Raw genomic sequence first — 23,178 nt, 5'->3', positions numbered from 1 at the left:
CCTCAGAATGTGACGGTTAATCCGCCGAGTACGGTTTTGCTGTTGGGATAGACTGCATTGTCGACGCCCGGCGTCAGGGAGCTTTGCCCGTTGGAACTTACCTCCGGATCATAGCCGGTGTAGTTGGTCCAGGTAGCCAGGTTTTGCCCCGAAACATAGAAGCGTACCTGCTTGACTTTCAGGAGGGAAGTCAGGCTCGACGGCAGCGAGTACCCCAGGCTGATGTTCTTCAGACGGAGGTAAGACCCGTCTTCGATGAAGCGGTCCGAGATGACGATCGCAGGTTCTTCAATCGCGCGGTGGATGGTATTGCTCGGGTTGGTCGGCGTCCAACGGTCGAGCATCGTCGTCGACGCGCCGATGTATCCTGTTCCGAGCTCCAGGTTGGCTTTGTTGACGTTGTAGACCTTGTTACCGTATTGTCCCTGGAAGAGGAAGGTCAGGTCGAAGTTTTTATAGTTGAATGTGTTTGTCAACCCGACGATGAACTTCGGCTGGGCATTGCCGACGATCACCCGGTCATTGGCCTGGGTAATGGTTCCGTCTCCGTTGACGTCCACATACCGCTGGCTGCCGGCCTTGTCTTTGGCGCTGAGGCGCGGCAGGCTGGCGACGTCATCCGTCAACTGAAAAATACCATTCGTTTTGTAGACGTAAAACGATCCCAGCGCCTCCCCTACCCGTGCAAGCGACGGGTCGGAGATGATGGACGTCACGCCCGGGCCGAGGCTGAGTACCTTGTTCCGGTTGGCGGAGAAGACAAAAGCACTTGTCCAGTTGAATTTTCCTTCGAAATTGACCGTATTCAACGAAAGCTCAATACCCTTGTTTTCAGCCTTTCCGAAGTTCTGCAAGGCGCTGGAATACCCGGTGGTATAGGGCAGCGGTACATTCAGGAGGAGATCCCTGGTGACTTTGTAATACGCATCCAGGGTAATGCTGATCCGGTTTTTGAGCAATCCGAGATCGATGCCCGCGTCGTACTGCGAAGTCGACTCCCACTTCAAATCCGGGTTGGCTACTCCCGAAGGAGCGTAACCTGCCACCAGCGTATTTCCGATGATGTAGGAGTAGTAGCTTTCCTGGGCGAGCGACGAATACGGCGTGATTTCCTGGTTTCCGGTGACGCCGGCGCTGACCCGGAACTTCAGGTTGCTGATCTGCGGCAGGGCTTTGATAAACTCTTCGCGGTTGACATTCCAGGAAAATGCGGCAGACGGAAAATATCCCCATTTATGATTTTTCCCGAGACGGGACGAACCATCCGCACGAGCGGATACGGTGAAATGGTATTTGTTGCGGAAGGTATAGTTCACCCGGCCCAGGAAGGACTGCAGCGCCCAGCTGAAGGCATTTGAACTGGGCGTCTGGAGGGTCGTCCCGGCGCCGAGGTTGTTGTGCTGAAAGGCGTCGGTGACAAAGTTGGAGGCGGAAGCGACCGTATTTTCCGTCGTGGAAGTTTGCTGGGTGTACCCTACGACGGCGTCGAGCTGGTGGTTGGCACCGAGGCTTTTGCGGTAGCTGAGGGTATTTTCGTTGAGCCAGCCGATGGCGAATTTCGTTCCGATTGAGCCAAGTCCGTTGTAGGACGCCCCTTCGTACAGGGTAGACGGCAGGTATCGGTTTTGTTTCGTCACCAGCGCATCGATCCCCGCGGAAATCCTGGCGGTCAGGCCTTCTGCCAGTTGATACTCGCCGTACGCATTACCAAAACCACGATAGGAAACGGTTTCGTTGAGCTGCCGGTTGAGCGTGGCGATGGGGTTGCCGAGGGGCGTATCGTAGATGCTGCGGAGGGTATAGCTGCCGGTGGCGTCGTATAGCGGGACAGTGGGCGGCATTTGCAGCAGGTTGCCGACAACGCCTGCCGGAGCTACCTGCGCCTTCGTTTTGCTGCCAGTGAGATTGGTACCGAGTTTGAATTTGGAGGTGAACGTCCGGTCCATGTTGATACGGAAGGAATACCGCTCAAAATCTGTATTGGCCAGTACGCCGTCCTGTTTGAAATAATTGCCGGAAACGGCGAAGCGGGTTTTGTCGTCACCTCCCGTAAAACTCAGGTTGTGGCTCTGGATAGGCGCCGTCCGGAAGGCTGCCCGCTGCCAGTCGGTCCCAACGCCCGGTTGCCCGAGGCTGTCGATCTGGGTCTGGGTAAAGGCCGGCTGCTTGCCGGAGTCGAGGCGTGCGTCGTTTTTGAGGAGGGCCCATTGCTGTGCATTGAGCAGGGGTATTGTCCGGACTACATCCTGCACCCCGTAATACCCGTCATAGGTAAAGGAGTGTTGCCCCGCTTTCCCTTTTTTCGTCGTGATAATGACGACGCCATTCGCGCCGCGAGAGCCGTAAATAGCTGTTGCCGAGGCATCTTTGAGGATATCGATGGATTCGATATCGGCGGGGTTGAGGGTCGACAGTGCGTTGATATTCGGTCCTGTCGTCACGCCGGCATCGGCGTCGGAGTTGCTGTTATATACCGGAAAACCGTCGATGACGTAGAGCGGCTCGTTCGACCCGTTGATGGAGTTACCGCCACGGATACGGATGGAAACCGCCGCGCCGGGCTGGCCGGCCACTGATGTCACCTGTACCCCTGCGACGACACCCTGTAATGCCCTGTCAAACGAGCTGATGGGCTGTTTCAGCGCCTGGGCGGGCAGCGTGGAGATCGATCCGGTGATATCGCTTTTCTTCTGGGTTCCGTACCCGATAACTACTACTTCCTGCAGGGCCTGCGACGTTTCGGTCAGCTCGATGGTCACCGGCAGTTCGCGTACTTCCACTTCACGCCGCTCATACCCGACGTTTTGTACAATGAGCGTCGCCGGCAGGGCTTTGTAGGTAACAATTTCAAAACTTCCGTCTTCTTTCGTCACGGAGCCGTTGGTACTTCCCTTGAGGGAAATCGACGCGTACGCGATCGGGAGGCGGGTGCGGGAGTCGATGACTTTCCCGTTCAACTTGGTCTGGGCGCCGGCGGCGGCTGTCAGAAATACAGCAGAAAGCAACAGCAGATACCGTATACGTTCCTTCATTTTTTTCCTCATTTGGGATGATTTGAGCATGCAGCATTCCGGTCGGATGCCATGCATTCGACAATTAAACACTATTTGAACGATAGAATATATAGTTCAAGTAGATAAAATGAGAAAGCGAACGGGCGCTTTCTGTTTCACAGGTGTTTGTTGAGAAGGTTCGGGAGAGAAAAGGGAAATCGGTCAGCAACAACACGCCATTCCGGCGAAGGAGGCGGGCGAAGCAGAACAGGCGGCATTCGGACGAAGCAGAGCAGACGACATTCTAAACATGATTAAATCTATAGAAAAAGTAGTCTTGTGTCGCAAATGTAGAAGAATGCCGATGAGAATACCAAGCACTATTTTCAGATCACCTGATAAATGAAAGAGCATATTGGGAAAATACTATTTTTGATAGCGTTGGAAAGGATTGGTTGGTGTTTACTGTTTTCAGTTTATTGTTTTCGGTTTTCAGTTTTCAGTTTGGAGGACGGAGCAGGTCGCCTGTCGTGGGTAGCATTCGTTCTGTACTTTTTAATGCTTCACACTTTTTGGTTGGTTGGCTATGCCTACTGCTACTGTCTGTCTTTCTCATAGGTTGTTGATTGCTTGTCGTTTCGGGGTGTAGTCGCCCGCTCCATCTCAAAACCACAGACCGTAAATTATCTGCAGGTAAGCGGCAGCAGCAGGCGCAGCCTGCCAAATAAAAAGTGCGTAGCGAATGCTACGCACGGCGGGCGACCCACGCCGTCTCAAAACGACAGGTCGTAAATTGCCACAGAGTGATAGCTATCGTAGGCCCAAGCCAATTAAAAAGTGCGTAGCGAATGCTACGCACGACAGGCGACCTGCTCCGTCCTCCAAACTGAAAACTGTAAACTGAAAACCGAAAACTGTAAACCCTTCTCCCGCAAACTACCGTCACACGCTATACGTTCTGCTTCCGTACATACTTTGTCAGGATCACGATCTGCTGACCTTCGACTTTCCCTTCGATCTGTTCGGCGTTGTCTTCGACGACGCGGATGTTCTTCACCACCGTTCCCATCCGCGCGCTGATCTGGCTGCCTTTGACATCGAGTGTTTTTGTCAGTACCACCGTATCTCCGGTCTGGAGGATCGCGCCGTTGCTGTCGCGGTGCACCAGACCGGCTACAAAGTCGTCTTCCTCCCCTACCGCTTTGGCCCAGGCTTCGGTTTCTTCGTCGAGGTACAATACGTCCAGCGCTTCTGCCGCCCAGCTTTCGTTTTTCAGGCGGGTAAGCATCCGCCAGGCCAATACCTGTACCGCCGGAACTTCACTCCACATGGCATCCGGCAAAAAACGCCAGTAGTCCGGCGTGAGCTCCGCCTTCCGTTCAATCTGATCGAGGCAGGGGCGGCATAGTACTACTTCACCGGCGGCGTGGCCGGCCGGGGGTACTTCATAGCTACTCAGGTCTTCGTTCTTTCCGCACAGCACGCAAACATCTTGTGTCATATTCATTGGTATCAAGTAAGAAAATAGCCCCAAAGCTATTTATTCCTGTAATACCTGTACATGACGACGGTCATTCCCCCAGGTAAAATCAGCTTCCCGTGTCGAAAATCGACTATCTTGCCGGTCGTTTATTTTGTCCTCTTCTTATGAAAACCCTGTACATAGCTGTTCTCTGCCTGCTGGCAACCCTCGGCGTCTCCGCCGCCAAAATCGATACCGTTGAGACGTTCAGTACCTCGATGAATAAAACCATCAAAGCGGTCGTGCTTACACCGGATTCCTATTCGTCCGGCAAGGAATATCCTGTTGTTTATGTCCTTCACGGGTATAGCGGCAATTACAGCGACTGGGTTAAAAAATCCGCCGCCTTCCGCACCGCTGCTGATACATACCAGATGATCCTCGTTTGTCCCGACGGCAACTTCTCCTCCTGGTACTGGGACAGCCCCGTAGACCCGGCCTGGAAATACGAAACATATGTTTCGAAAGAACTTGTCAACTGGGTCGACAGCAAGTATAAAACCATCAAAAACCGTTCCGCCCGGGGTATTACAGGCCTGAGTATGGGCGGTCATGGGGCGCTGTATCTCGGTATCCGGCATCAGGATGTTTTTGGCGCAGCCGGCAGCATGAGCGGCGGCGTAGACATCCGCCCCTTCCCCAACAACTGGGATATGGCGAAACGACTCGGCACCTACGCCCAGAATCCGGAGCGCTGGGAACAGAATACGGTTATCAATCAGCTTCACCTGATTACACCGAATTCCATCGCGCTGATCATTGACTGCGGTACCGACGATTTCTTTTTCCGGGTCAACAACAACCTGCACGAGAAAATGCTGGAGCGCAACATCGTCCACGACTACATCACCCGTCCCGGCGGCCACAACTGGCCGTACTGGAACAACGCCATTTCGTACCAGCTGCTTTTCATGCAGCAGTTTTTCAATAAACCGAAGTCCTGATGATTTCAGGTACGGAACAAAAAAGGACGGGGCGTTACCCGTCCTTTTTTGTTCTTGGGATTATTCATTTTTTTCCCGGAAAGAGTATGAACGACTCAACGGGGTCTTTTCCGGGAAACAACCGGTCACGAATGGCAGACGACAAGCAGATCTGGGACGCCTATCAGCAAAAGGGTGCTTTTGCGGAACTCTATAATTTTTATGTCCGCGACCTGCTCCGGTATGGCTACCGCATTTCGTCCGACCGCCAGTTGGTGCAGGACCACCTTCAGGACCTTTTTGTTCATCTCTGGAACCACCGGGACCGGCTCGGCCATGTACAGGAGCCTCGTTTTTACCTGTATAAATCGCTTCGGAACCGCATTTTACGGTCTATTGAATCCAACAGGCTCATTCCGACGGTCGACGGCGTCCTGTCTGAGGAATGGTTTCCCGACGGTGTCGACGCCGAACCCACCTGGGTAGAAACCGAACACCGGCACCGGGAGCTGACCCGGTTACAGGCTGCGCTGGAACGCCTGCCGGTCCGCCAGCAGGAAGTGATCCAGCTTCGGTATTACCATGATTTTTCGACGGAAGAGATCGCCCGCATCATGAAAGTCAATGAGCAGTCGGCCCGCAACCTGCTCTTCCGCGCCGTCCGCCAGCTTCGCGGACAGTTGCCTTCTGCCATACTTCTTCTCCTGTTTTCACAGCCTGTCTGATTTTTAAAAAATTTTCGGGAATAGGTGAGTACACGCCGTATGGTCGCTGTATCTAATCCTTGAAACCCTTACGACCGGATGGACCCGTTTGCCGATTACAGCCTGGATGATTTTCTGGAGAACGATGCGTTCGTTCGCTGGGTAAAATATCCCGACGCCGGACAAAACCGGTACTGGCAGCAGGTCGCGTCGGCACATCCACACCTGGTACCGGTGATGGATGAAGCCCGCCGCCGCATCCGGGAGATGGCGCAGTTTTACCCGGACGTTCCGGAAAGCGACGTCACGGATCTCTGGCAACGCGTGCAGGGCCAAATCCGGCCGCAGCCGGTCCGCCGGTTCCGGCCCCTCTGGTGGGCCGCCGCGGGTATTGCCCTGGTAGCCGGCTGGTTTATCTGGGATACCGGACAACCGGTGGAAAAGGTACGGGAAATGGTCGCGTCCGTTTCCGGCAGCGCAACCCGGGAAATCCGCAACACCGGCACACAGGTGCAGATCATCACCCTGAGTGACGGCAGTACGGTCAGCCTGGAGCCGTCAGGTACGCTCCGGTTCGATACAACGTTTCGCGAGCGGCGGGAAGTCTACCTTTCGGGCGATGCGTTTTTTCAGGTAAGGAAAGACCCCGCGCATCCGTTCTTTGTTTATGCCAACGGACTGGTTACCAAAGTATTAGGCACCAGTTTCCGCGTAACGGCCTACGAGCGCGACCCGCGCGTGACGGTCCAGGTTCGCACCGGAAAAGTAGCCGTGTACCCCAGTGAAGCCGCCGGTCCTCATCCGGAGAGCGCCGGTTTGCTTCTGACGCCCAACCAGCAGGCTTCCTTCCTCCGGGAGGAGCTGCAACTCAGCCGCGGGCTGATTCAGGACCCGCGGATTCTGGTGCCGAAGGAGAACCTGAAACGGTTTGTGTTCGACGACGCTCCGCTTTCCGAGATTTTCGATGCGCTGGAAAAAGCCTACGGTGTCCGGATCGTGTACGACGAAGAGGTCTTTGCCCGATGCCGGATCACGACGTCCCTGACCGATGAAGTATTGTTCGAAAAACTGAACGTCCTCTGCAAAGTCATCGGCGCGACGTACCAGGTTGTTGACGCCCAGATTGTTGTCAGCGGATCAGGTTGTACCGAGTAATTCCTTTAACCACTTCCAGTTACGCTTTATGAAGAACAACGCCTCCCCCGTCCGGTAATCTTATTCGCTCACCCTCTGTCCTTCTCTCTCCTCCTTCGCCCGGCGAAGGAACAGGATTCTTTTGTCCGAATGCCTAAACGTATACCACTATGCGGAACTCGCTACTCTGTCTTTTCTCACTCCTTCTCAGGACTTCGCTGACGCCCTTGGCCGTTGGTGTTGTCTTCCAGGGCGTCACGCACGCCGGGCCGGTAGGCGCGCAGGACATTCTCAATCAATCGGTGAATATCAGGGTCGCCAATCAGCCGTTGCGGCAGGTACTGAGCGAAATTGAGCGGGCAACCAACGTCCGGTTTTCCTACCGTCCCAAGGCCGTACAGGCCGATCAGCGTATCTCACTTACCTCTCAGAACGAGCGGCTCGCGGATGTACTCGACCGCTTGTTCACACCTATCAAAATCCGGTATGAAGTAGCCGGCCGGCAGATTATTCTGACGCCGCAGGCGGTCAACACGCCCGGTCCGTTGTCGTCGAAGTCATACGGAGAAACCTCTCAGGCAGAAGAGCGGCCCGTCTCCGGAAAGGTCACCGCGGAAAACGGGGAAGCCCTGGCGGGCGTATCCGTCGTCCTCAAAGGCTCCATCCGCGGCGTCACGACCAATGCTTCCGGCGAATTCCGCATTGCTATTCCGGACGAAAACGGAACGCTCGTCTTCAGCTTTGTCGGATACGAAACACAGGAAATTACGGTCGGTAATCGCACTACTCTGACTGTCAGCATGAAACCCGGCCTGAAAGCCCTCAGCGAAGTAGTCGTGGTGGGTTATGGTACGCAAACCAAGGCAAACCTCACCGGGGCCGTCGCTTCCGTCGGTGGTGAGGTACTCGAAAGCCGCCCGCTCGTCAATCTGGCTCAAGGGCTTCAGGGGCTGGTTCCCAACCTGAATATCAACGTCAACAGCGGCGCGCCGGGCCGTGGAGCTACGTTTAACGTCCGCGGAACGGGCTCGATCAACGGCAGCGATCCGCTGGTATTGGTCGACGGTGTTCAGATGGACCCCAACCTGATCAACCCGCAGGACGTCGCCAGCGTCACGGTATTGAAAGACGCCGCTTCCGCAGCGATCTACGGGGTACGGGGCGCGTATGGTGTCATCCTCATTACCACCAAAATGCCGAAGAAAAACGCGCCGCTCCGGGTGAGCTATTCCGGCTCGGTGACGATGCAGACACCTACTCGCCTGCCGAAGTATGTCAATTCAGTAGACTACATCCGCATGCACCGCGAAGCCGATGCCACCGGCGCGAAAACCAACGGCGCCCAGGCTACGGAAAAATTCACGGACCTGGATGTTGAAAACGCTCAGAAGTACTTCAACGACCCGGCCCATAACCTGCCGGTGTACATCGACCCCGCCAATCCTTCCAAGTACCGGTACGTCGGGAACACCGACTGGATCAAGGAGCAGTACAACGGCTGGGAGCCGATGACAGACCATACCCTTTCGCTTTCCGGCGGAGAAGGCAAAACGTCTTTTTCGGCTTCCCTCGGTTATCTGAATCAGAAAGGTCTGATTGAAGTAAACAAAGAGGTATACAAGCGGTACAACGCCGGGCTGAAAATCAACTCGGACGTCAATTCCTGGCTGACGCTGAATTTCCGCCTGAACCTCAACCGGACTGACAACAACCGGCCTACTCCCGCCAATACCGGCGGTACCGCCGAAAGCTGGCTCAGCAACGACCTCCGGCCGATCATGCCGGTGTATCACCCCGACGGCAACTTTGCCGGGCAGGGAAGCTTTACCAACCCGATCGCACTGGCGAAGCTGAACGGGCGGTATGTGACGACGGCGAACGACCTCTGGCTGACCGGCGGCGTTACCCTTCGTCCGCTGCCGGGGCTGCAAATCGTCTCGACTTATACCTGGAACGGATACAATGCCAACAGCATCCGCCACTGGAAAGAATACAACGAATACGGGGCAAACGGCGTGCTGCTGGGTACGTTTCCGTGGTCGCGCCCGAGCCGTGTGACGGAAGAGAACAACAACGACTATTACACCGCTGTCAACGCCTATGCGGAGTATACAAAAACGCTGGCCGACAAGCATAATTTCAAGGGTATGGTCGGGTTTAACCAGGAATTGAAGCAGACGCGATACTATTCCGCTTCTGCCAAAAACCTGATCGACCAGACAATGCCGGCGATCAACCTCAACAACGATCCCAACCCGACCGTCGGCGGCAGCCGCGGCGAGTGGGCCGTAAGCGGTACGTTCTTTCGCCTCAACTACGATTACGCCGGCAAGTACCTCGTGGAAATCAACGGCCGGTATGACGGTACCTCCCGCTTCCCGCGTGACAACCGGTATGTGTTCCTGCCCTCGGCTTCAGTAGGCTGGCGGGTATCGGACGAGGCCTTTTTTGCCCCGCTCCGCAATGCCATCAGCGACTTCAAGCTCCGGGCTTCTTACGGGAAGCTGGGGAATCAGGCAACCGGAAGCCTTGGCAACTATCCCTATCTCCCGACAATGTCAGCTGGTCAGGTCAACTATGTCATGGGCAGCCAGCTGGGTATCGGCGTAGGTACGCCGGGTCTGGTAAGTTCCAACTTTACCTGGGAGAAGGTTTCGACACTGGATTTCGGTGTAGATTTTGGCTTCTTCCGGAACCGGTTGACTGGCTCATTCGACTGGTATACCCGCGAAACCCGCGATATGATCGTCGGCGCGTTTCCTCTTCCCGGAATCCTCGGCACCTCACCTCCGAGTCGCAATGCCGGCAATTTGATCACCAAAGGCTGGGAATTGAGTGCGAACTGGCGTGACCGGATCAACAGCGACTGGTCGTATGACGTGACGTTATCCCTTTCTGACAACAAGACGAAAATCACCAAGTACGACTTGAACTCAACCAAGACGTTTGGTGGATCAAACTACTACGAAGGCCAGAATCTCAACGAAATCTGGGGCTATGAAACCGTCGGTTTCTTCCAGACAGACGACGCCGCTGCGAAAGCGGACCAGAAGCAACTCTTTTCCGGCACCTGGCTCGCAGGCGATATTCAGTACAAAGACCTTAACGGAGACGGAAAGATCACGCGTGGCGACAATACGGTTGGCAATCCCGGCGATCAGCGGATCATTGGTAACAGTACACCGCGCTATGTTTTCGGGGTAAACGCCAATCTCCGGTACAAGAACTTCGATTTCTCCTTCCTCATTCAGGGAGTGGGCAAGCGGGATATGGCTGTGGGTGGCCGGGAGTTCTGGGGTTTTACGAGTGAATGGAATGTGCCCCTCCTTCACCACCTCAACTACTGGACGCCGGACAACATCAACGCCTACTATCCCCGGCAGCGCTTTGGCGGCGGCGGAAACTTCGCCACCCAAACCAAGTACCTCCAAAACGCCGCCTATGCCCGTCTGAAGAATATCTCACTCGGGTACTCCCTGCCGAAAGCCGTCACCGACCGGCTCAAGCTGCAAAACGTGCGGGTGTATGTAACAGGCCAGAACCTGTTCGAAATCACTTCGTTCTACAAGGCGCTCGATCCGGAAACCGTCAACCAGGCGGTGTATCCCCTCAACCGGGCGGTTTCTGCCGGTATTCAATTTGGACTGTGATAATCCCGAAACGACATGAAAGGCTATCAATCCTTATTCCTCCTTGCCGCGTCGGCACTGACAATGGCTTCCTGCCGGAACGAGAACTTCCTCGACCGGTTCCCGCAGAGTTCGATCACCGAACCTACCTTCTTTAAAAACGAAAGCGACCTCAAGCTGTACTGCAACCAGTTCTATACCATGCTGCCGGTGCAGCGGAGCTATCAGTCGGAAAGCGGGTCGGACAACTTCGTTCCTAACTCCCAGGATGTATTCCTGTCGGGGCAATACATCGTGCCGGTTTCCGGCGGCGGCTGGTCATGGACGAATGAGCGCAACCTCAACTTCTTCCTCAACCGGTACGGAAAAGCCGACGCGTCGTCTGCCATCAAAGCCAAATACGCCGGCGAAATCCGTTTCTTCCGCGCCTATACCTACTGGCGGAAAGTGGTGCAGTTCGGCGATGTACCCTGGCTGAGCAAGGACCTCAACGATCAGTCTGCCGAGCTGTACGATCCGAAGAATTCACACAAGGTTGTGATGGATTCCGTACTGGCGGACCTGAACTATGCCGTCGAAAACCTTCCGCTGCCGAAAGACGCCGAAGCGGGCCGGCTCCACAAATACGCCGCTGCCGCACTCAAAGCCCGTATTTCGCTGTGGGAAGGTACCTTCCGGAAGTACCAGGCACTCGGAGACGAGCAGAAGTTTCTGCAGGAGGCTGTTTCGGCGGCGGAGCTGGTTGCAGGATCCGGCCTGTATGACATCTGGAGTACCGGAAACCCCAATACCGACTATTACAACCTTTTTATCCAGGAAGAACTGAATACCAACAAGGAGGCGATTCTGCCGATGCGGTACCTCAAGGATATCCTGATGCATAACCTGACCCGCCAGCTGGGAGAATCCGGCACGGGGTACAGCAAGAACTTTGCGCGGGCATTTTTGATGAAAGACGGCCTGCCGACGAAGCTCAGTCCGCTCTATAAAGGCGACAATACCCCCGACGACGAAGCCGCCAACCGCGACCCCCGCTACAAGCAACTCATTGGTACCAAGGGGTTTGTCTTCCAGATCGGCGCTACCGGCACGAAGGATACCATCAACCTGCCGCGCATCGGCACGAGCCTTGCCCCTACCGGCTACCAGGTCATCAAGGGCCGCTCTCCGGACCTCGCGCAGTGGAATGCGAACCAGTCTACCCTCGACCTCTTCATCTTCCGCTATGCCGAAACCCTGCTGATACTGGCCGAAGCGAAGGCAGAACTCGGGCAGGCAGACCAGGCGCTGCTGGACCGTACGGTCAACAAAATCCGTGCCCGCGTCGGCATGCCGAAACTCACCGCAGACGTTGCCAAAGACCCTGGCTCTGATTTCCCGGCACTGCCGGCGCTGCTCGACGAAATCCGCCGCGAGCGCCGTGTCGAGCTGGCTGCTGACGGTTTCCGGATGGACGACCTGCTTCGGTGGAAAGCCGGCAAGCTCATCGAAAATCCGGAGACGATTCTGGGAATGAAACTCACGCCGGAACTGCGGGCGCAGTACCCTGCCAGCCAGATTTCGGGCGTTGTGGTGGACGCCAACCAGTACATCCGCATTTACACGAGCGTATCGGCGCGTACCTGGAACGACAAAATGTACCTCTATCCAATCCCAACGCAGGAGCTGACGCTCAATCCGAAACTCGCTCCGCAGAACCCGGGCTGGTAGTACCCGGAGAATACCTGAAAACGCCGGCCGCAATTCGTTGCAGGTCGGCGTTTCGCTTTTCAGTGTTGGTGCATGGATTCACTACTAATTATTAGCCTAGTTCAAAAAAAAATTATGATCTTGTGTGAAGATTTACTACCCCCCTGACTTAAACTATATGCTCAACCGGAGAAATTTTCTCACCCTTACTTTGCAAGGGGTTGTCCTGATTAGTACCGAATATGCTTTGACGGGTTGTCGATCTGAGACAGTCACCCCGGAAGAGCCGGAAAAAAGATCTCTTTTGCTGCGCTTTGCGACTGCGTCTGACGGTCATTTTGGCCAACCGAAAACCCCTTACGAGGAAACGCACCAAAAACTCATCGGCTGGCTCAACCAGGAAAAAATAAATCACCAGCTCGATTTCTTTGTCGTCAATGGCGACCTCTTCCACGACAAACCTTCTTTTCTTCCTGAAGTCAAAAAGGTCTGGGACGGATTGACGATGCCGTACTACGTCACCCACGGAAACCATGACATGGTAACGGAAGAGGTATGGCAACAGACCTGGGGTACTCCCTGGCACTATGCGTTCGAGAAAGGCGATACTGCGTTTCTGATGCTCAATACGTCTGATATTAAGGGGAATTATATCTGTCCGGATGTTGCCTGGGCCCGGGAAACATTCCAGAAATACAAAGGCAAGAAACACCTCTTCGTTTTTATGCACATCACGCCGATGAAATGGACGCAATGGGGTATTGACTGTCCGGAGATCGTAGCGTTGTTCAGTCAGCAAGCCAATCTGAGGGGAATCTTCCACGGGCATGATCATGCCGAAGACGGCTACAAGGAAAAGAACGGCAAACCCTACTTTTTCGACAGCCATATCTGCGGCAGCTGGGGTACGGCTTACTCCGGGTACCGGGTAGTTGAGGTCTATTCCAATGGCGAAATCGAAACATTTCAGGTTAACCCGGAAGTCACCCAACGCGTCAATCAGTTTGTCATTCCTAAACCGGTCAAAGTAGGATAAAGAGCAGGTTTTATTGACGTATAGTTATTACGTTATCTTTTGAGACGACCGGATTTGATTCCGGCACTTCTGCTTTATAATACGGTTAAAAACTCCGCGGGTATTTGGCTGCCTTCGAAAAAAGCGTCTATTTCGGAGGCAAACGTCAACCTCTGTTATGCTCAACCGACGCAATTTTCTCCGCCTGACCGTAGGCGGTACTCTCCTCACCGGAATCGATGCACTTGCCATTCCTTTTGGCAAAAAACCCGTGTTGCGCTTTGCGACGGCATCAGACGGGCACTACGGCGAACCGAACACACCGTTTACCGACCGGCACCAGGCGATGGTGGACCGCCTGAACCAGGAAGCGCCGGACTTTTTCTTCCTCAACGGCGATATTTTCCACAACGACGCCCGCCTCCTTCCCGAAGTAAAAAAAGTATGGGACGGGTTGAAAATGCCGTATTACATCAGCCACGGCAACCATGATATGGTGCCGGAAGATGCCTGGCAGCAAACCTGGGGCAAACCCTGGCATTATGGTTTCGAGTACGGAGACTGCGGTTTTCTGGTCCTCAATACAGCCGACGTCACCGGCAAATACATCTGCCCGGACATGAGCTGGGTACGTGAAAACCTACCCAAATACGATCACAAAAAGCACCTCTTCGTCTTCATGCACATCACGCCCGTGAAGTGGACACAATACGGTATCGACTGCCCCGAACTGGTGGATCTCTTCAGCAAACAGGCTAATCTCCGGGGCGTATTCCACGGCCACGACCATGCCGAAGACGGTGTCAAGGAAAAAAACGGCAAAGCCTATTTCTTCGACGGGCACATTGCCGGAAGCTGGGGCGTTCCCTATTCCGGGTACCGGATCGTGGAAGTCTTCGCAGATGGAGAGATTCTCATTTACCAGGTAAACCCCGACAGCAAAGACGCCGTCAATACGTTTGAAGTCAAAGGATAAATCCGCTATCATTCGAGGTAAATGCTGTTGTTGCTGCCGGTTTCGGTATGACTGGAAATACGCTGTTTCTCCGGTCCGTACTGATCCTCGATCTCCGGAATAAACGGTATGGGATGTTGCCCGGCCGACGGGGAAAACGATGAGGCAGCTGTCTGTTCCACGCGGCGCTCACAGGAGATACCTTCCTGTGAGCGCCGCTGTTTTGGGGTTCTTTCTGATACCTACGGATGCGAAGTACTCTCCCTCCGCCTATTTTTTGCCAATTGGCAATACAACATTCTCTTCCCTGTCTGAATTTTGCAGCCGAAACAACGCCTGCCTTGCTTCGGCTATCGACGTATGGAAGACCTGATTGCCTACTTACGCCAGTTTGGCCATCTCAGCGAGACAGATGGCGAAAGAATACGAAACCTGGCAACCGTCAAGTCCTATCCGAAAGGAAGTTACTTCGCGGAAGCGGGAAAAATATCCCGGCATATCGGGTATGTCACGGACGGGGTTTTCCGGGTATGCTACTACGACAAAACCGGCGACAGTTATACCCGCTATTTTGTTTATGAGAATCGTTTTGTGGTGGATATCAATAGTTTCCGGGACGAAACTCCTTCTGCCGAGTACATCGAAGCCATTACCGATTGTCGGGTGATTCTCTTTTCGAAGGAAGGATTTACGGAGCTTTCCTCCACAATACCGGGATGGCACGACCTCTTTCATAAAATCACGTACTACGTTCTCGAAAACAAGCTAAAGATGACGGGCAATATGCTCGTCCAGGATGCCCAGACCCGGTACCTGACGTTTCTGGAACACTATCCCGGCCTCGCCAACCGCGTACCACAGGCGATGCTGGCGTCGTTTCTCGGCATTACTCCTTCGTCGCTGAGCCGGATACGCCGGAATATCCCCTGACTTTTCCCTGAACGGCTGTTTCATAAAGCAACGTCCGCGTTGCACGGATTTCTATTGCCCTTTCCGAAGGGCCGGACTATCAAAACCAATCAGCATGGCTGTCGACGTATTACTCGGTCTCCAGTGGGGAGACGAAGGCAAGGGAAAACTTGCCGATGTATTCAGTGCCGATTATGACCTGGTTGCCCGGTTTCAGGGCGGTCCCAATGCCGGTCATACGCTGGAATTTGACGGAAAGAAATTCGTCCTCAATACGGTTCCCTCCGGAATCTTTTTCGGAAATACCGTCAACCTCATCGGGAATGGTGTGGTGATCGACCCCATCGGTCTCAAAGCGGAACTGGACCGCCTCAAAGCCGCCGGGTACGACCTGCTTGCGTCACAGAAGCTGCTTATTTCCCGGCGTGCTCACCTGATTCTGCCGACGCACCGCCTGCTCGACGCCGCATCCGAACGCCAACTCGCCGACGGGAAAATCGGCTCCACCCTCAAAGGCATCGGTCCCGCCTACCGCGACAAAGCCGGACGGAACGGCCTGCGTATCGGCGATATTGTCCGGCCGGATTTTCCGGAACGCTACCGTCGGCTATCGGCGCAGCATGCCTATACCCTGCAGGCGCTATACCGGCAAATGCCTGATTTTGAAGCCGAAGAGCAGGCATTTTTCGAGGCCGTTGCGCTGCTCCGGCAGTTTCCGCTGGTGGATGCCGACCGGGTGGTGGACGAGTACCTCCGCCAGGGAAAAAAGATTCTCGCAGAAGGCGCTCAGGGTACGCTCCTGGACGTTGATTTCGGCGCGTATCCGTTTGTGACGTCGTCCAATACGACCGCCGCCGGCGCGTGTACAGGCCTCGGCGTAGCTCCCCGGCAGATCGGCGAGGTCATTGGCGTTGTCAAGGCATACTCTACCCGGGTAGGCAGCGGACCGTTTCCGACCGAGCTTGACGATGAAACCGGCGAGACCCTCCGGCACAACGGACGGGAGTTTGGCAGCGTGAGCGGTCGCCCGCGGCGAACCGGCTGGCTCGATCTTCCTGCGTTGAAATACGCCATCCGGCTCAATGGCGTCACCCGACTGGTATTGACCAAAGCGGACGTACTGAGCGGTCTCCCGTTTCTCCGGGTTTGCACGCATTATCGGGTAGAGGGTGAATTGATCGACTACATGCCGTATGACTGCGCGCAGGCCGAACCGGTATTTACCGAACTGCCGGGGTGGTCAGAAGACCTGACGCAGGTTTCCTCGGTTACCGACCTGCCAGATCAGCTGAAAAACTACATCAGACTGCTGGAATCGAGCCTGGAAGTACCGATTTCATATGTATCCGTCGGACCGGACCGGCGGCAGACGCTTGTCAACGGCAAATAACCACCTGTTGTTCAGCTACTTAAGCTACTAGCGAAACTCCGTAAAACAAAACGCCCGACCGTGAAGGCCGGGCGTTTATCAACGAGATGCGGGTTTTACTTTCTCTTCCACAGTACCCCGTTCTTGCTTCCTTCTTTCTCCAGCGCGCCGGCGTCGGCGAGTTGCTGCAGGAAAGGATCGGCGTCTTTCCGGGCTGTTTCCGCCAGTTCGGCAAACTCACGTGACGTCAGGGTCGGGTACACGGCAAAAAGGCTTTCCCAGTTTGTCGCGTAGGGTGCCTTGCGGACTGCCGGCGCCTGTCCGAGTAAGGCCTGCTCGTAAACCGCATAAGGCTTGGTTCCGTAGACTTTTTCCATTTGCCCGTTTTCGTCGACGAAAAACATCGTCGGAAAACCCCGGACGCCCAATTGCCGGGCCAGGGCCAGGTCTTCCTGGAAGAGTTCCCGGGCACGTCCGGGGAAATCCTGTTCAAACCGATCCACGTCCAGTTCGGCGGCTTCCGCCGCTGCGCGGAGGTATTCGGGCCGGGTAATGTTCTTTTTTTGCAGGAAGACCATTTCCCGGATTTTGCGGAGAAAGGCGATGGCCTTCTTCGCACCCTGCAGCTGCGCCGCTTTGAAAGCAATCGACGGCGGATACGACGAATCAAGGGGGTCTTCGAGCCAGACGTCGCCGTCGATCGGCATGTCGTAATACGCGCTTACCTCGTCCCAGTGATGCGCCACATCCGAAGGCTTGCTGATTCCGCCGCTGTTATAGCTCCAGTCAGGCAGCAGGCCGCCCATCCGGTATTCAATATCGAGTGCGTGCCCGTATTCCAGTTTGAGCTTCCGTAACTGCGGCTCAATGCCCCAGCAGGAAGAGCAGATCGGATCGGTATAATAAATTACCTTTAGTGGTTTTTTTTCAGCCGAAACAACGTTTTTTGTTGTTTCGACAATCGGTTCGGGCATTTCACACATACCCGACTCAATGTCGCACAAAAGCGGATTGGTGGATGGCTTATTCATCATCGCGAAGGGTTTCTGACTGCACGTGGTCCTCTCTCAATCAGGCGGGAAGAAAACGCGGGTTGGATAATTACCGCCAATAAATAATTACGTAGTTGAACGATGCGGCAAAGTTCGTGATGTCAGTCTGACCAGTCAATTAGTCATTTTTTTCTGACCGGAAATTTATCGGTCGGAATGATACGTTACCCGATCAGCAGTGCCGGAAAAAGCCGGCAGTTCGTATCATTTACCTGCTGATTTTCAACTACCAAGCGATGAAAGAAACCCAGGCTCCCCAGTCCGATTGTCCGGCAGAAACCTTGTTGAAACAGCTCTCCGGAAAGTGGAAACCTCAGATTTTCCGCCTGGCGGTCGACGGCCCCGTACGTTTCAACTCCCTCCTCCGCCAGCTCGAAGGCTCTAACAAACAATCCATCTCGACGGCGCTGAAGGAACTTGAAGATCAGGAGCTGCTCGTGAAAACCGTCGTCGCGCTGAAGCCGCTCCACATCGAATATGCCCTGTCGCCCAAAGGCCAGGCGATGATTCCGATCTTCCGCCAATTGGAGAGCATGGGACAAAGCGCTTAACACAAGCCCCTTGCCCCGTCCCGTCGCCTTACCGCTCCAGTTCAATCACCGAACATACAGGGTCCGGCAGTTGCGCGGGCAGGGTCAGTACCGGCGCGCCGCTCTCTTCGCCCAGCGTTACGGCTGCACCACCGATAAACCCGGCCCGGCGTACTTTCACGCCTGCCGGCAGTACGATCTTCCGGGCTTTCGGATCGAGTACGAAGACGTATACCTTGTTTCCCTTCACGGTCGACGCCCACACGCTGTCCGGCGCTTTCAAGCCCGCGCGTGTGCCATAAACCGCCTCTCCGTACTTTTTCAGCCAGGCACCCATCTCGGCGAGGCGGTCCACCTGCCGCTGTTCAATCCGCCCATCGAGCATCGGACCTACGTTGAAAAGCAGGTTACCCCCGCCGGCGACGGTCTTCACCAGCGTCTTGAGGCATTCATCCGTTGACTTAAGCTTGTCGTTTGGTTTCCAGGCCCATTGCTGGCAGATTGTAATGCACGATTCCCAGGGAATACCGGGATTGTATGCGCCGACGAACTGCTCCGGTGTGGCATAATCCCCTACCGTTCCGTTGCCCAGCTCCGGGTGCTTGCCCTTGCCGAGGCGGTTGTTGATGACAACATTTTTATCGAGCGATTTCAGGTAGGCATAGATGTCCTTGCCGAGATCTTCGGTCCAGGGCGATTCCCAGTTGCCGTCAAACCAGAGCATTTCGGGGTGGTAGTTGGTAACGAGCTCTTTCAATTGCGCCTTCATACGTCCCACAAAGCGTTTCATATCGCTTTTCGGGTCGATGCCCTTGCCGTCGGGCAAATGCACCGGATAATCCGGGTCATGCCAGTCCAGCACCGTAAAATAGATGCAGAAATGGATACCGTGTTTTCGGCAGGCAGCGGCGAGTTCACCGACGACATCCCGCTTGAACGGTGAATGCGCGATGGAATAGTTCATGGTTTTTGTCGGCCAGAGGCAGAAACCGTCGTGGTGTTTTGCAGTGATCGTCAGGTACTTAACCCCGGCATTTTTCGCAGCCAGCACCCAGTTTTCAGCGTTGAACAGTGTCGGGTTGAATTCTTCGTAGAGATTGTCGTAGTCGCCAACCGGTACGGATGTACCGCGGCTCCAGCCGATTTCCGTACCCCTGAGCGCAACAGGCCCCCAGTGAATAAACAGACCAAAGCGGTGATCCATAAAACGGTCGAGGGCGGCCGGGGGCGTTTTTTCCTGCGCGCGGACGGAGCCGGCCATCAACAGGAGCAAGCAGAAACAGAGCGTTTTTTTCATAGAGCATCAGAATGAGTCCGCCAAAATCCCTCTTCGGCCGGTGTCCGGAAATAGCTATTTCGCTGACGGGGATGGATTATTCTGCGGTTCCGGTTTGTACCGCGTGCGGAGAATCTGTGTTTCCTGTGTCGAAAGGATGGCCTTATGCAACATTCCGGCCGATTCCTTGTCCTTTCCCTGCCCGCCCGACAGCGGCCAGACTGTTGTATGACACGCTCTCTTTTCTGTTTTTTTATTCTGTTTCTGACCGGAACCTGTGCAGAAGCTCAGACGCCGCATATCTCCGGAAATGTATTCATTTCATTGAAAGACGGTACCCTCCGGGCCGACCTGGAAGTCTCCGGCCTGCCTACTGCCAATCGCTATTTCCTCCGCCTGAATACGGGCATGGCGATCCGCTTCCTGCGCGACAGTACCAACACCTTCAACTACAGCCTCCAGCGGGCCTGTGACACCGGGAAATCAGCCGAAAGCTGCGAGTACTGGCTTCCTGCACCGGATGGAAAAGGCCGCTACCTGCCCGGCCGGTTTCGGATCAGCTATGTAGGCGCGTTTCCTGTTCATGACGATCCGGCTCTGCGCAGCGAGCGGGGTGACTGGAAAGGCAATATCGCGTTCAACGGACAGACTATCCGGGCTACCGAACAATCCGTCTGGTACCCGGTCATCCTCGATCCCGAAGAAGGAAGGGCCTATACCGATGTCACCTATGACCTGACCTTTCACACCCCCGGCGCCAAAGCCCATTACCTCAATGGCTCCGCGCCTCAGTATGGCCCGGAGGTCCGCTTTCAGACCACAACTCCCTACCCCCTGATGCTTTTTGCCGGCGATTTTGATTTTAAGAAAGAGCGGAATACCTGGCTTGTCAATACCACTTTCACTGCCGGGCAGGCACTTGTCGTGGACGGCTGGTTTACGAAGTTCCGAAAGTACTACGAAGAACATCTTCAAATTCCCTACGGAACCGACATTACGCTGCTGGCCAGCACCCCGGTGTCCAAACGCAACAATTGGATGTTCGTTACCTATCCGACGATCGCCTCCGTCAGTCCGGATAACTGGCTGAATACGCTGGTCGACGAAAAAACAATGACCATTTCCGACTCTGCCCGTCTTTCCTTTCTGGCGCATGAGCTAGGGCACTACTATTTCGGTTCCGTTTTCAGACCCAATTCCACGCTGCATTGGGCCTTTCTGGAGGGTATGACGGAATATATGTCGCTGCTCGCCGTCCGGGATCTTGTCGGAAAATCCTACTACGACCGGCAGATAAGCCAGTATGTCGAAGCCAGCCGGAAACTGACCTCTTTTGTTCCGCTCGGACGTATTTCCAACACAAACGAGGTTAATCATACTTACCGGTATCAGTATATTCCGCTGCTGATGACCGCTTTGGAGCAGGAATTCGGGCAGGAACGGATCTGGCAATGGTTGTCCGGCGTTCTTCATACCTCCGGTGCCAAAACCGACTACGTCTTTTTCCGGGAAAGCCTGCTCAATAGCGGGATCGACCCCAATGCATTCAAAGCTTTTGAAGAACGGTTTCTGACGTCTTCCAATAGCCTTCAGGACCTGCTGGCGCTTTTTCCGGCAGAAAACTCCCGCTGATTCCAGCCTGATACACCACAAAAAAGCCCTCAGACAACGCGTCCGAGGGCTTTTTATACAAACCGATTTTCACTGCAGCGGGTCGAATCCGCCGCCCCAGGCCGAGTTCTGAATCAGCTTTGGATTGTTGTCAATGGCAGACGACGGAATCGGGAAATAGTAATAACTGTCTTTCCAGTTGATGGCGTACTTCGTATCGAGGTTCTTGACCGTGATGGTGAAGTAGTTGGAATAGGCTTCTTCGAGCTTCAGTCCGTCGCGGATGGTGAGGAAGGTACCGGCGTCGACAGACGCTTTCAGATCAACCGTCACCCCTGTCCGGCGCTTTCCGTTCAGGGTTTTTTCAATGCGTTTCCAGCGGCGAAGATCCCAGAAACGTTTTCCCTCAAACGCAAATTCGATCTGGCGTTCATACAGGATAGCGTCGAATAGTTCGGCGCGGGTCATGCTTGCCTTCAGGCCATACAGCCCGTCGGTACCCGCTTCGATACCCGCCCGCTTCCGGATCGCCTTCAGTTGCGTATAGGCTTCTTCCAGCTGACCGATACCGACCGCTGCCTCCGCCAGGTTCAGCAGTACCTCGGCATAGCGGATTTCGATCCAGTCGGTTCCGGCATACTGTACCTGGCTGGCTTCCAGCGTCGGATTGATGGCTTTCCGCGTATAGAAACCGGTGTTGGTAGCCGACGACTCCGTAGTCTTTCCCCCGACATAATACGTCCAGAGGCGGTACCCGGCGTTGCCGTTGAGCGGCCAGGTAGAGCCGTTATAGGCAATGGTTTTCTCGAAACGGGGATCTCTGTTTTTGAAGAAGGTTGAATCGGAGTAGGCGTATTTCGTCGATTCTCCGGGCTTTTTACCATCGAGCATCGGGAAGGCTTTGACCATTTCCCAGGACGGCTGGTTCGAGCCACCGCCGGTTCCGGTGTACTTCGGGCGGGTCGCGTTGTCGTAGCCGTTGTTCTTCTTCGCCTGGTCGCCGGAAGAGGTATTGTATCCGGTGATAAAGACCGCCTCCGGGTTGCTTTGCTCCTGAAACCACATCTGATCGAAGGAAGCATGCAGCGCGCCGCCATTAGCCGAGAGAATGGCGACAGCCTGCTTGCCGGCGTCATACGCGGCTTTCCACTTGTCTGTTACGTCGTTCGGGTTGAACTGCGGGCTGGCGGCATAGAGCAGTACCCGGCCTTTGAGCGCGGCGGCGGCGCCACTGGTAATGCGGCCCCAGTCGACCGCCGGATTGCTCCACTTCGCGGGCAGGTACGCGATGGCGGAATCCAGATCCGCCGAGATTTGTTTGTAGCAGTCCGACGTGGAATTTCTCGGGAGAAACGCCGCTTCCCGTGCTTCTACGCCGACAGCCTCCTGGGGCGTCAGCACAAGCGGAACGCCGCCGTATAGTTTCACCAGTTCGAAATACCGCCACGCACGGAAAAACAGCGCCTGGCCGAGGAGGCGATTGCGGGTACCGCCTTTGATCGTTCCGTTTTTCAAATCCTGGAGGAAGGAATTGATGGTACGGATCTTCCCGTAGCTGTTGGTAGCGTTGAGAGCGGTTCCGAAGTCGGTGACGTCGGTGACCGTCAGCGACCCTTCCAGGTACTTGCTTTCGCCGTATGATTCGTCGGTATAGCTGCTGCCGCCGAGGCTGGTAGTGGCCGTCGGGCCGCCCCAGGCAGGCAGGTTTTGGTCGTACACGTAGTTCAGGCTGAGCGTCGCCAGGGCCGAATCCCTGAAGATAATCGACGGATCAGCCGCCGAAAGGTCTGTTTTATTGAGTACGTCTTTGCATCCGGCCAGCGCCACCGCAGCGATCAGAAGCCCGAAATATCCTTTTTTCATCGTC

17 protein-coding genes are annotated in these 23,178 nt (G+C 55.0%); 11 read left to right on the top strand and 6 right to left on the bottom strand.

Annotated features, from left to right (window positions below):
- Nucleotides 1–2: 2 nt before the first annotated feature.
- Entirely contained in the window at nucleotides 3–3,032 is a 3,030-nt protein-coding gene (locus BLR09_RS00135; protein WP_218126555.1) for a SusC/RagA family TonB-linked outer membrane protein, read from the bottom strand.
- Nucleotides 3,033–3,942: 910 nt separating this feature from the next.
- Nucleotides 3,943–4,500 carry a PhnA domain-containing protein gene (locus BLR09_RS00130; protein WP_093196318.1) on the bottom strand — a complete coding sequence of 186 codons (558 nt, stop codon included), beginning with the start codon at nucleotides 4,498–4,500 and terminating at the stop codon, nucleotides 3,943–3,945.
- Nucleotides 4,501–4,640: 140 nt separating this feature from the next.
- Between BLR09_RS00130 and BLR09_RS00125 the strand changes: the two genes are divergently transcribed.
- The 7 genes from BLR09_RS00125 to BLR09_RS00095 all read left to right on the top strand — a co-directional run bounded on the left by BLR09_RS00125 (nucleotide 4,641) and on the right by BLR09_RS00095 (nucleotide 14,585).
- Nucleotides 4,641–5,459 (top strand): alpha/beta hydrolase, encoded by an 819-nt coding sequence (locus BLR09_RS00125; protein ID WP_093196316.1) that lies wholly within the window; start codon nucleotides 4,641–4,643, stop codon nucleotides 5,457–5,459.
- 131 nt (nucleotides 5,460–5,590) lie between these two features.
- Nucleotides 5,591–6,163, top strand: a complete 573-nt coding sequence (locus tag BLR09_RS00120) for an RNA polymerase sigma factor (RefSeq protein WP_176785384.1) — start codon at nucleotides 5,591–5,593, stop codon at nucleotides 6,161–6,163.
- Between the two features lie 78 nt (nucleotides 6,164–6,241).
- Complete coding sequence (locus BLR09_RS00115) at nucleotides 6,242–7,297, top strand: FecR family protein (RefSeq protein ID WP_093196312.1); 1,056 nt, start codon at nucleotides 6,242–6,244, stop codon at nucleotides 7,295–7,297.
- A gap of 149 nt (nucleotides 7,298–7,446) precedes the next feature.
- A complete protein-coding gene (locus BLR09_RS00110) occupies nucleotides 7,447–10,926 on the top strand; it encodes a SusC/RagA family TonB-linked outer membrane protein (protein WP_093196310.1) in 3,480 nt (1,159 codons plus the stop codon).
- A 15-nt stretch (nucleotides 10,927–10,941) separates the two neighbouring features.
- Nucleotides 10,942–12,615: a RagB/SusD family nutrient uptake outer membrane protein gene (locus tag BLR09_RS00105; protein WP_093196308.1), complete on the top strand. Its 1,674-nt coding sequence runs from the start codon at nucleotides 10,942–10,944 to the stop codon at nucleotides 12,613–12,615.
- Between the two features lie 283 nt (nucleotides 12,616–12,898).
- Nucleotides 12,899–13,630 carry a metallophosphoesterase family protein gene (locus BLR09_RS00100; RefSeq protein ID WP_176785383.1) on the top strand — a complete coding sequence of 244 codons (732 nt, stop codon included), beginning with the start codon at nucleotides 12,899–12,901 and terminating at the stop codon, nucleotides 13,628–13,630.
- A 157-nt stretch (nucleotides 13,631–13,787) separates the two neighbouring features.
- Nucleotides 13,788–14,585, top strand: a complete 798-nt coding sequence (locus BLR09_RS00095; protein ID WP_093196304.1) for a metallophosphoesterase family protein — start codon at nucleotides 13,788–13,790, stop codon at nucleotides 14,583–14,585.
- Between the two features lie 8 nt (nucleotides 14,586–14,593).
- Here BLR09_RS00095 and BLR09_RS25400 read toward each other — a convergent pair whose 3' ends face one another.
- Nucleotides 14,594–14,746: a hypothetical protein gene (locus tag BLR09_RS25400; protein WP_176785382.1), complete on the bottom strand. Its 153-nt coding sequence runs from the start codon at nucleotides 14,744–14,746 to the stop codon at nucleotides 14,594–14,596.
- 178 nt (nucleotides 14,747–14,924) lie between these two features.
- Between BLR09_RS25400 and BLR09_RS00090 the strand changes: the two genes are divergently transcribed.
- Together BLR09_RS00090 and BLR09_RS00085 are read left to right on the top strand one after the other, a co-directional pair.
- Nucleotides 14,925–15,494 carry a Crp/Fnr family transcriptional regulator gene (locus BLR09_RS00090; protein ID WP_093196303.1) on the top strand — a complete coding sequence of 190 codons (570 nt, stop codon included), beginning with the start codon at nucleotides 14,925–14,927 and terminating at the stop codon, nucleotides 15,492–15,494.
- Between the two features lie 94 nt (nucleotides 15,495–15,588).
- Nucleotides 15,589–16,863, top strand: a complete 1,275-nt coding sequence (locus BLR09_RS00085) for an adenylosuccinate synthase (protein ID WP_093196301.1) — start codon at nucleotides 15,589–15,591, stop codon at nucleotides 16,861–16,863.
- Nucleotides 16,864–16,958: 95 nt separating this feature from the next.
- Here the strand turns inward: BLR09_RS00085 and BLR09_RS00080 are convergent, their stop codons facing one another.
- On the bottom strand, nucleotides 16,959–17,873 hold the full coding sequence (locus BLR09_RS00080) for a ClpXP adapter SpxH family protein (protein WP_317039177.1): 915 nt from the start codon (nucleotides 17,871–17,873) through the stop codon (nucleotides 16,959–16,961).
- Nucleotides 17,874–18,130: 257 nt separating this feature from the next.
- On the opposite strand from BLR09_RS00080, the gene BLR09_RS00075 reads away from it, so the two are divergent.
- The gene (locus BLR09_RS00075) at nucleotides 18,131–18,445 is read left to right on the top strand and encodes a winged helix-turn-helix transcriptional regulator (RefSeq protein ID WP_093196298.1); all 315 of its coding nucleotides are present in this window, start codon (nucleotides 18,131–18,133) and stop codon (nucleotides 18,443–18,445) included.
- 28 nt (nucleotides 18,446–18,473) lie between these two features.
- Here BLR09_RS00075 and BLR09_RS00070 read toward each other — a convergent pair whose 3' ends face one another.
- Nucleotides 18,474–19,721 (bottom strand): alpha-L-fucosidase, encoded by a 1,248-nt coding sequence (locus BLR09_RS00070; protein ID WP_093196296.1) that lies wholly within the window; start codon nucleotides 19,719–19,721, stop codon nucleotides 18,474–18,476.
- A 207-nt stretch (nucleotides 19,722–19,928) separates the two neighbouring features.
- Between BLR09_RS00070 and BLR09_RS00065 the strand changes: the two genes are divergently transcribed.
- Nucleotides 19,929–21,332, top strand: a complete 1,404-nt coding sequence (locus BLR09_RS00065; protein ID WP_093196294.1) for a M1 aminopeptidase family protein — start codon at nucleotides 19,929–19,931, stop codon at nucleotides 21,330–21,332.
- A 69-nt stretch (nucleotides 21,333–21,401) separates the two neighbouring features.
- Here BLR09_RS00065 and BLR09_RS00060 read toward each other — a convergent pair whose 3' ends face one another.
- A complete protein-coding gene (locus tag BLR09_RS00060; protein WP_093197742.1) occupies nucleotides 21,402–23,174 on the bottom strand; it encodes a RagB/SusD family nutrient uptake outer membrane protein in 1,773 nt (590 codons plus the stop codon).
- Nucleotides 23,175–23,178: the final 4 nt, after the last annotated feature.

This window comes from Siphonobacter aquaeclarae (assembly GCF_900103285.1).
GTDB classification, from domain to species: domain Bacteria; phylum Bacteroidota; class Bacteroidia; order Cytophagales; family Spirosomataceae; genus Siphonobacter; species Siphonobacter aquaeclarae.
Note: the sequence above shows the minus strand (reverse complement) of the source record. Positions and strands in the feature narration are given on the sequence as shown.

Excerpts from the sequence above, each read along its gene's own strand:
- BLR09_RS00115 (WP_093196312.1), top strand. The coding sequence starts at position 6,242 with ATGGACCCGTTTGCCGATTACAGCCTGGATGATTTTCTGGAGAACGAT.
- BLR09_RS00060 (WP_093197742.1), bottom strand. The coding sequence starts at position 23,174 with ATGAAAAAAGGATATTTCGGGCTTCTGATCGCTGCGGTGGCGCTGGCC.
- BLR09_RS00085 (WP_093196301.1), top strand. The coding sequence starts at position 15,589 with ATGGCTGTCGACGTATTACTCGGTCTCCAGTGGGGAGACGAAGGCAAG.
- BLR09_RS00080 (WP_317039177.1), bottom strand. The coding sequence starts at position 17,873 with ATGAATAAGCCATCCACCAATCCGCTTTTGTGCGACATTGAGTCGGGT.
- BLR09_RS00135 (WP_218126555.1), bottom strand. The coding sequence starts at position 3,032 with ATGAAGGAACGTATACGGTATCTGCTGTTGCTTTCTGCTGTATTTCTG.
- BLR09_RS00065 (WP_093196294.1), top strand. The coding sequence starts at position 19,929 with ATGACACGCTCTCTTTTCTGTTTTTTTATTCTGTTTCTGACCGGAACC.
- BLR09_RS00090 (WP_093196303.1), top strand. The coding sequence starts at position 14,925 with ATGGAAGACCTGATTGCCTACTTACGCCAGTTTGGCCATCTCAGCGAG.
- BLR09_RS00120 (WP_176785384.1), top strand. The coding sequence starts at position 5,591 with ATGGCAGACGACAAGCAGATCTGGGACGCCTATCAGCAAAAGGGTGCT.
- BLR09_RS00105 (WP_093196308.1), top strand. The coding sequence starts at position 10,942 with ATGAAAGGCTATCAATCCTTATTCCTCCTTGCCGCGTCGGCACTGACA.
- BLR09_RS00070 (WP_093196296.1), bottom strand. The coding sequence starts at position 19,721 with ATGAAAAAAACGCTCTGTTTCTGCTTGCTCCTGTTGATGGCCGGCTCC.
- BLR09_RS00095 (WP_093196304.1), top strand. The coding sequence starts at position 13,788 with ATGCTCAACCGACGCAATTTTCTCCGCCTGACCGTAGGCGGTACTCTC.
- BLR09_RS00075 (WP_093196298.1), top strand. The coding sequence starts at position 18,131 with ATGAAAGAAACCCAGGCTCCCCAGTCCGATTGTCCGGCAGAAACCTTG.
- BLR09_RS00110 (WP_093196310.1), top strand. The coding sequence starts at position 7,447 with ATGCGGAACTCGCTACTCTGTCTTTTCTCACTCCTTCTCAGGACTTCG.
- BLR09_RS00130 (WP_093196318.1), bottom strand. The coding sequence starts at position 4,500 with ATGAATATGACACAAGATGTTTGCGTGCTGTGCGGAAAGAACGAAGAC.
- BLR09_RS00125 (WP_093196316.1), top strand. The coding sequence starts at position 4,641 with ATGAAAACCCTGTACATAGCTGTTCTCTGCCTGCTGGCAACCCTCGGC.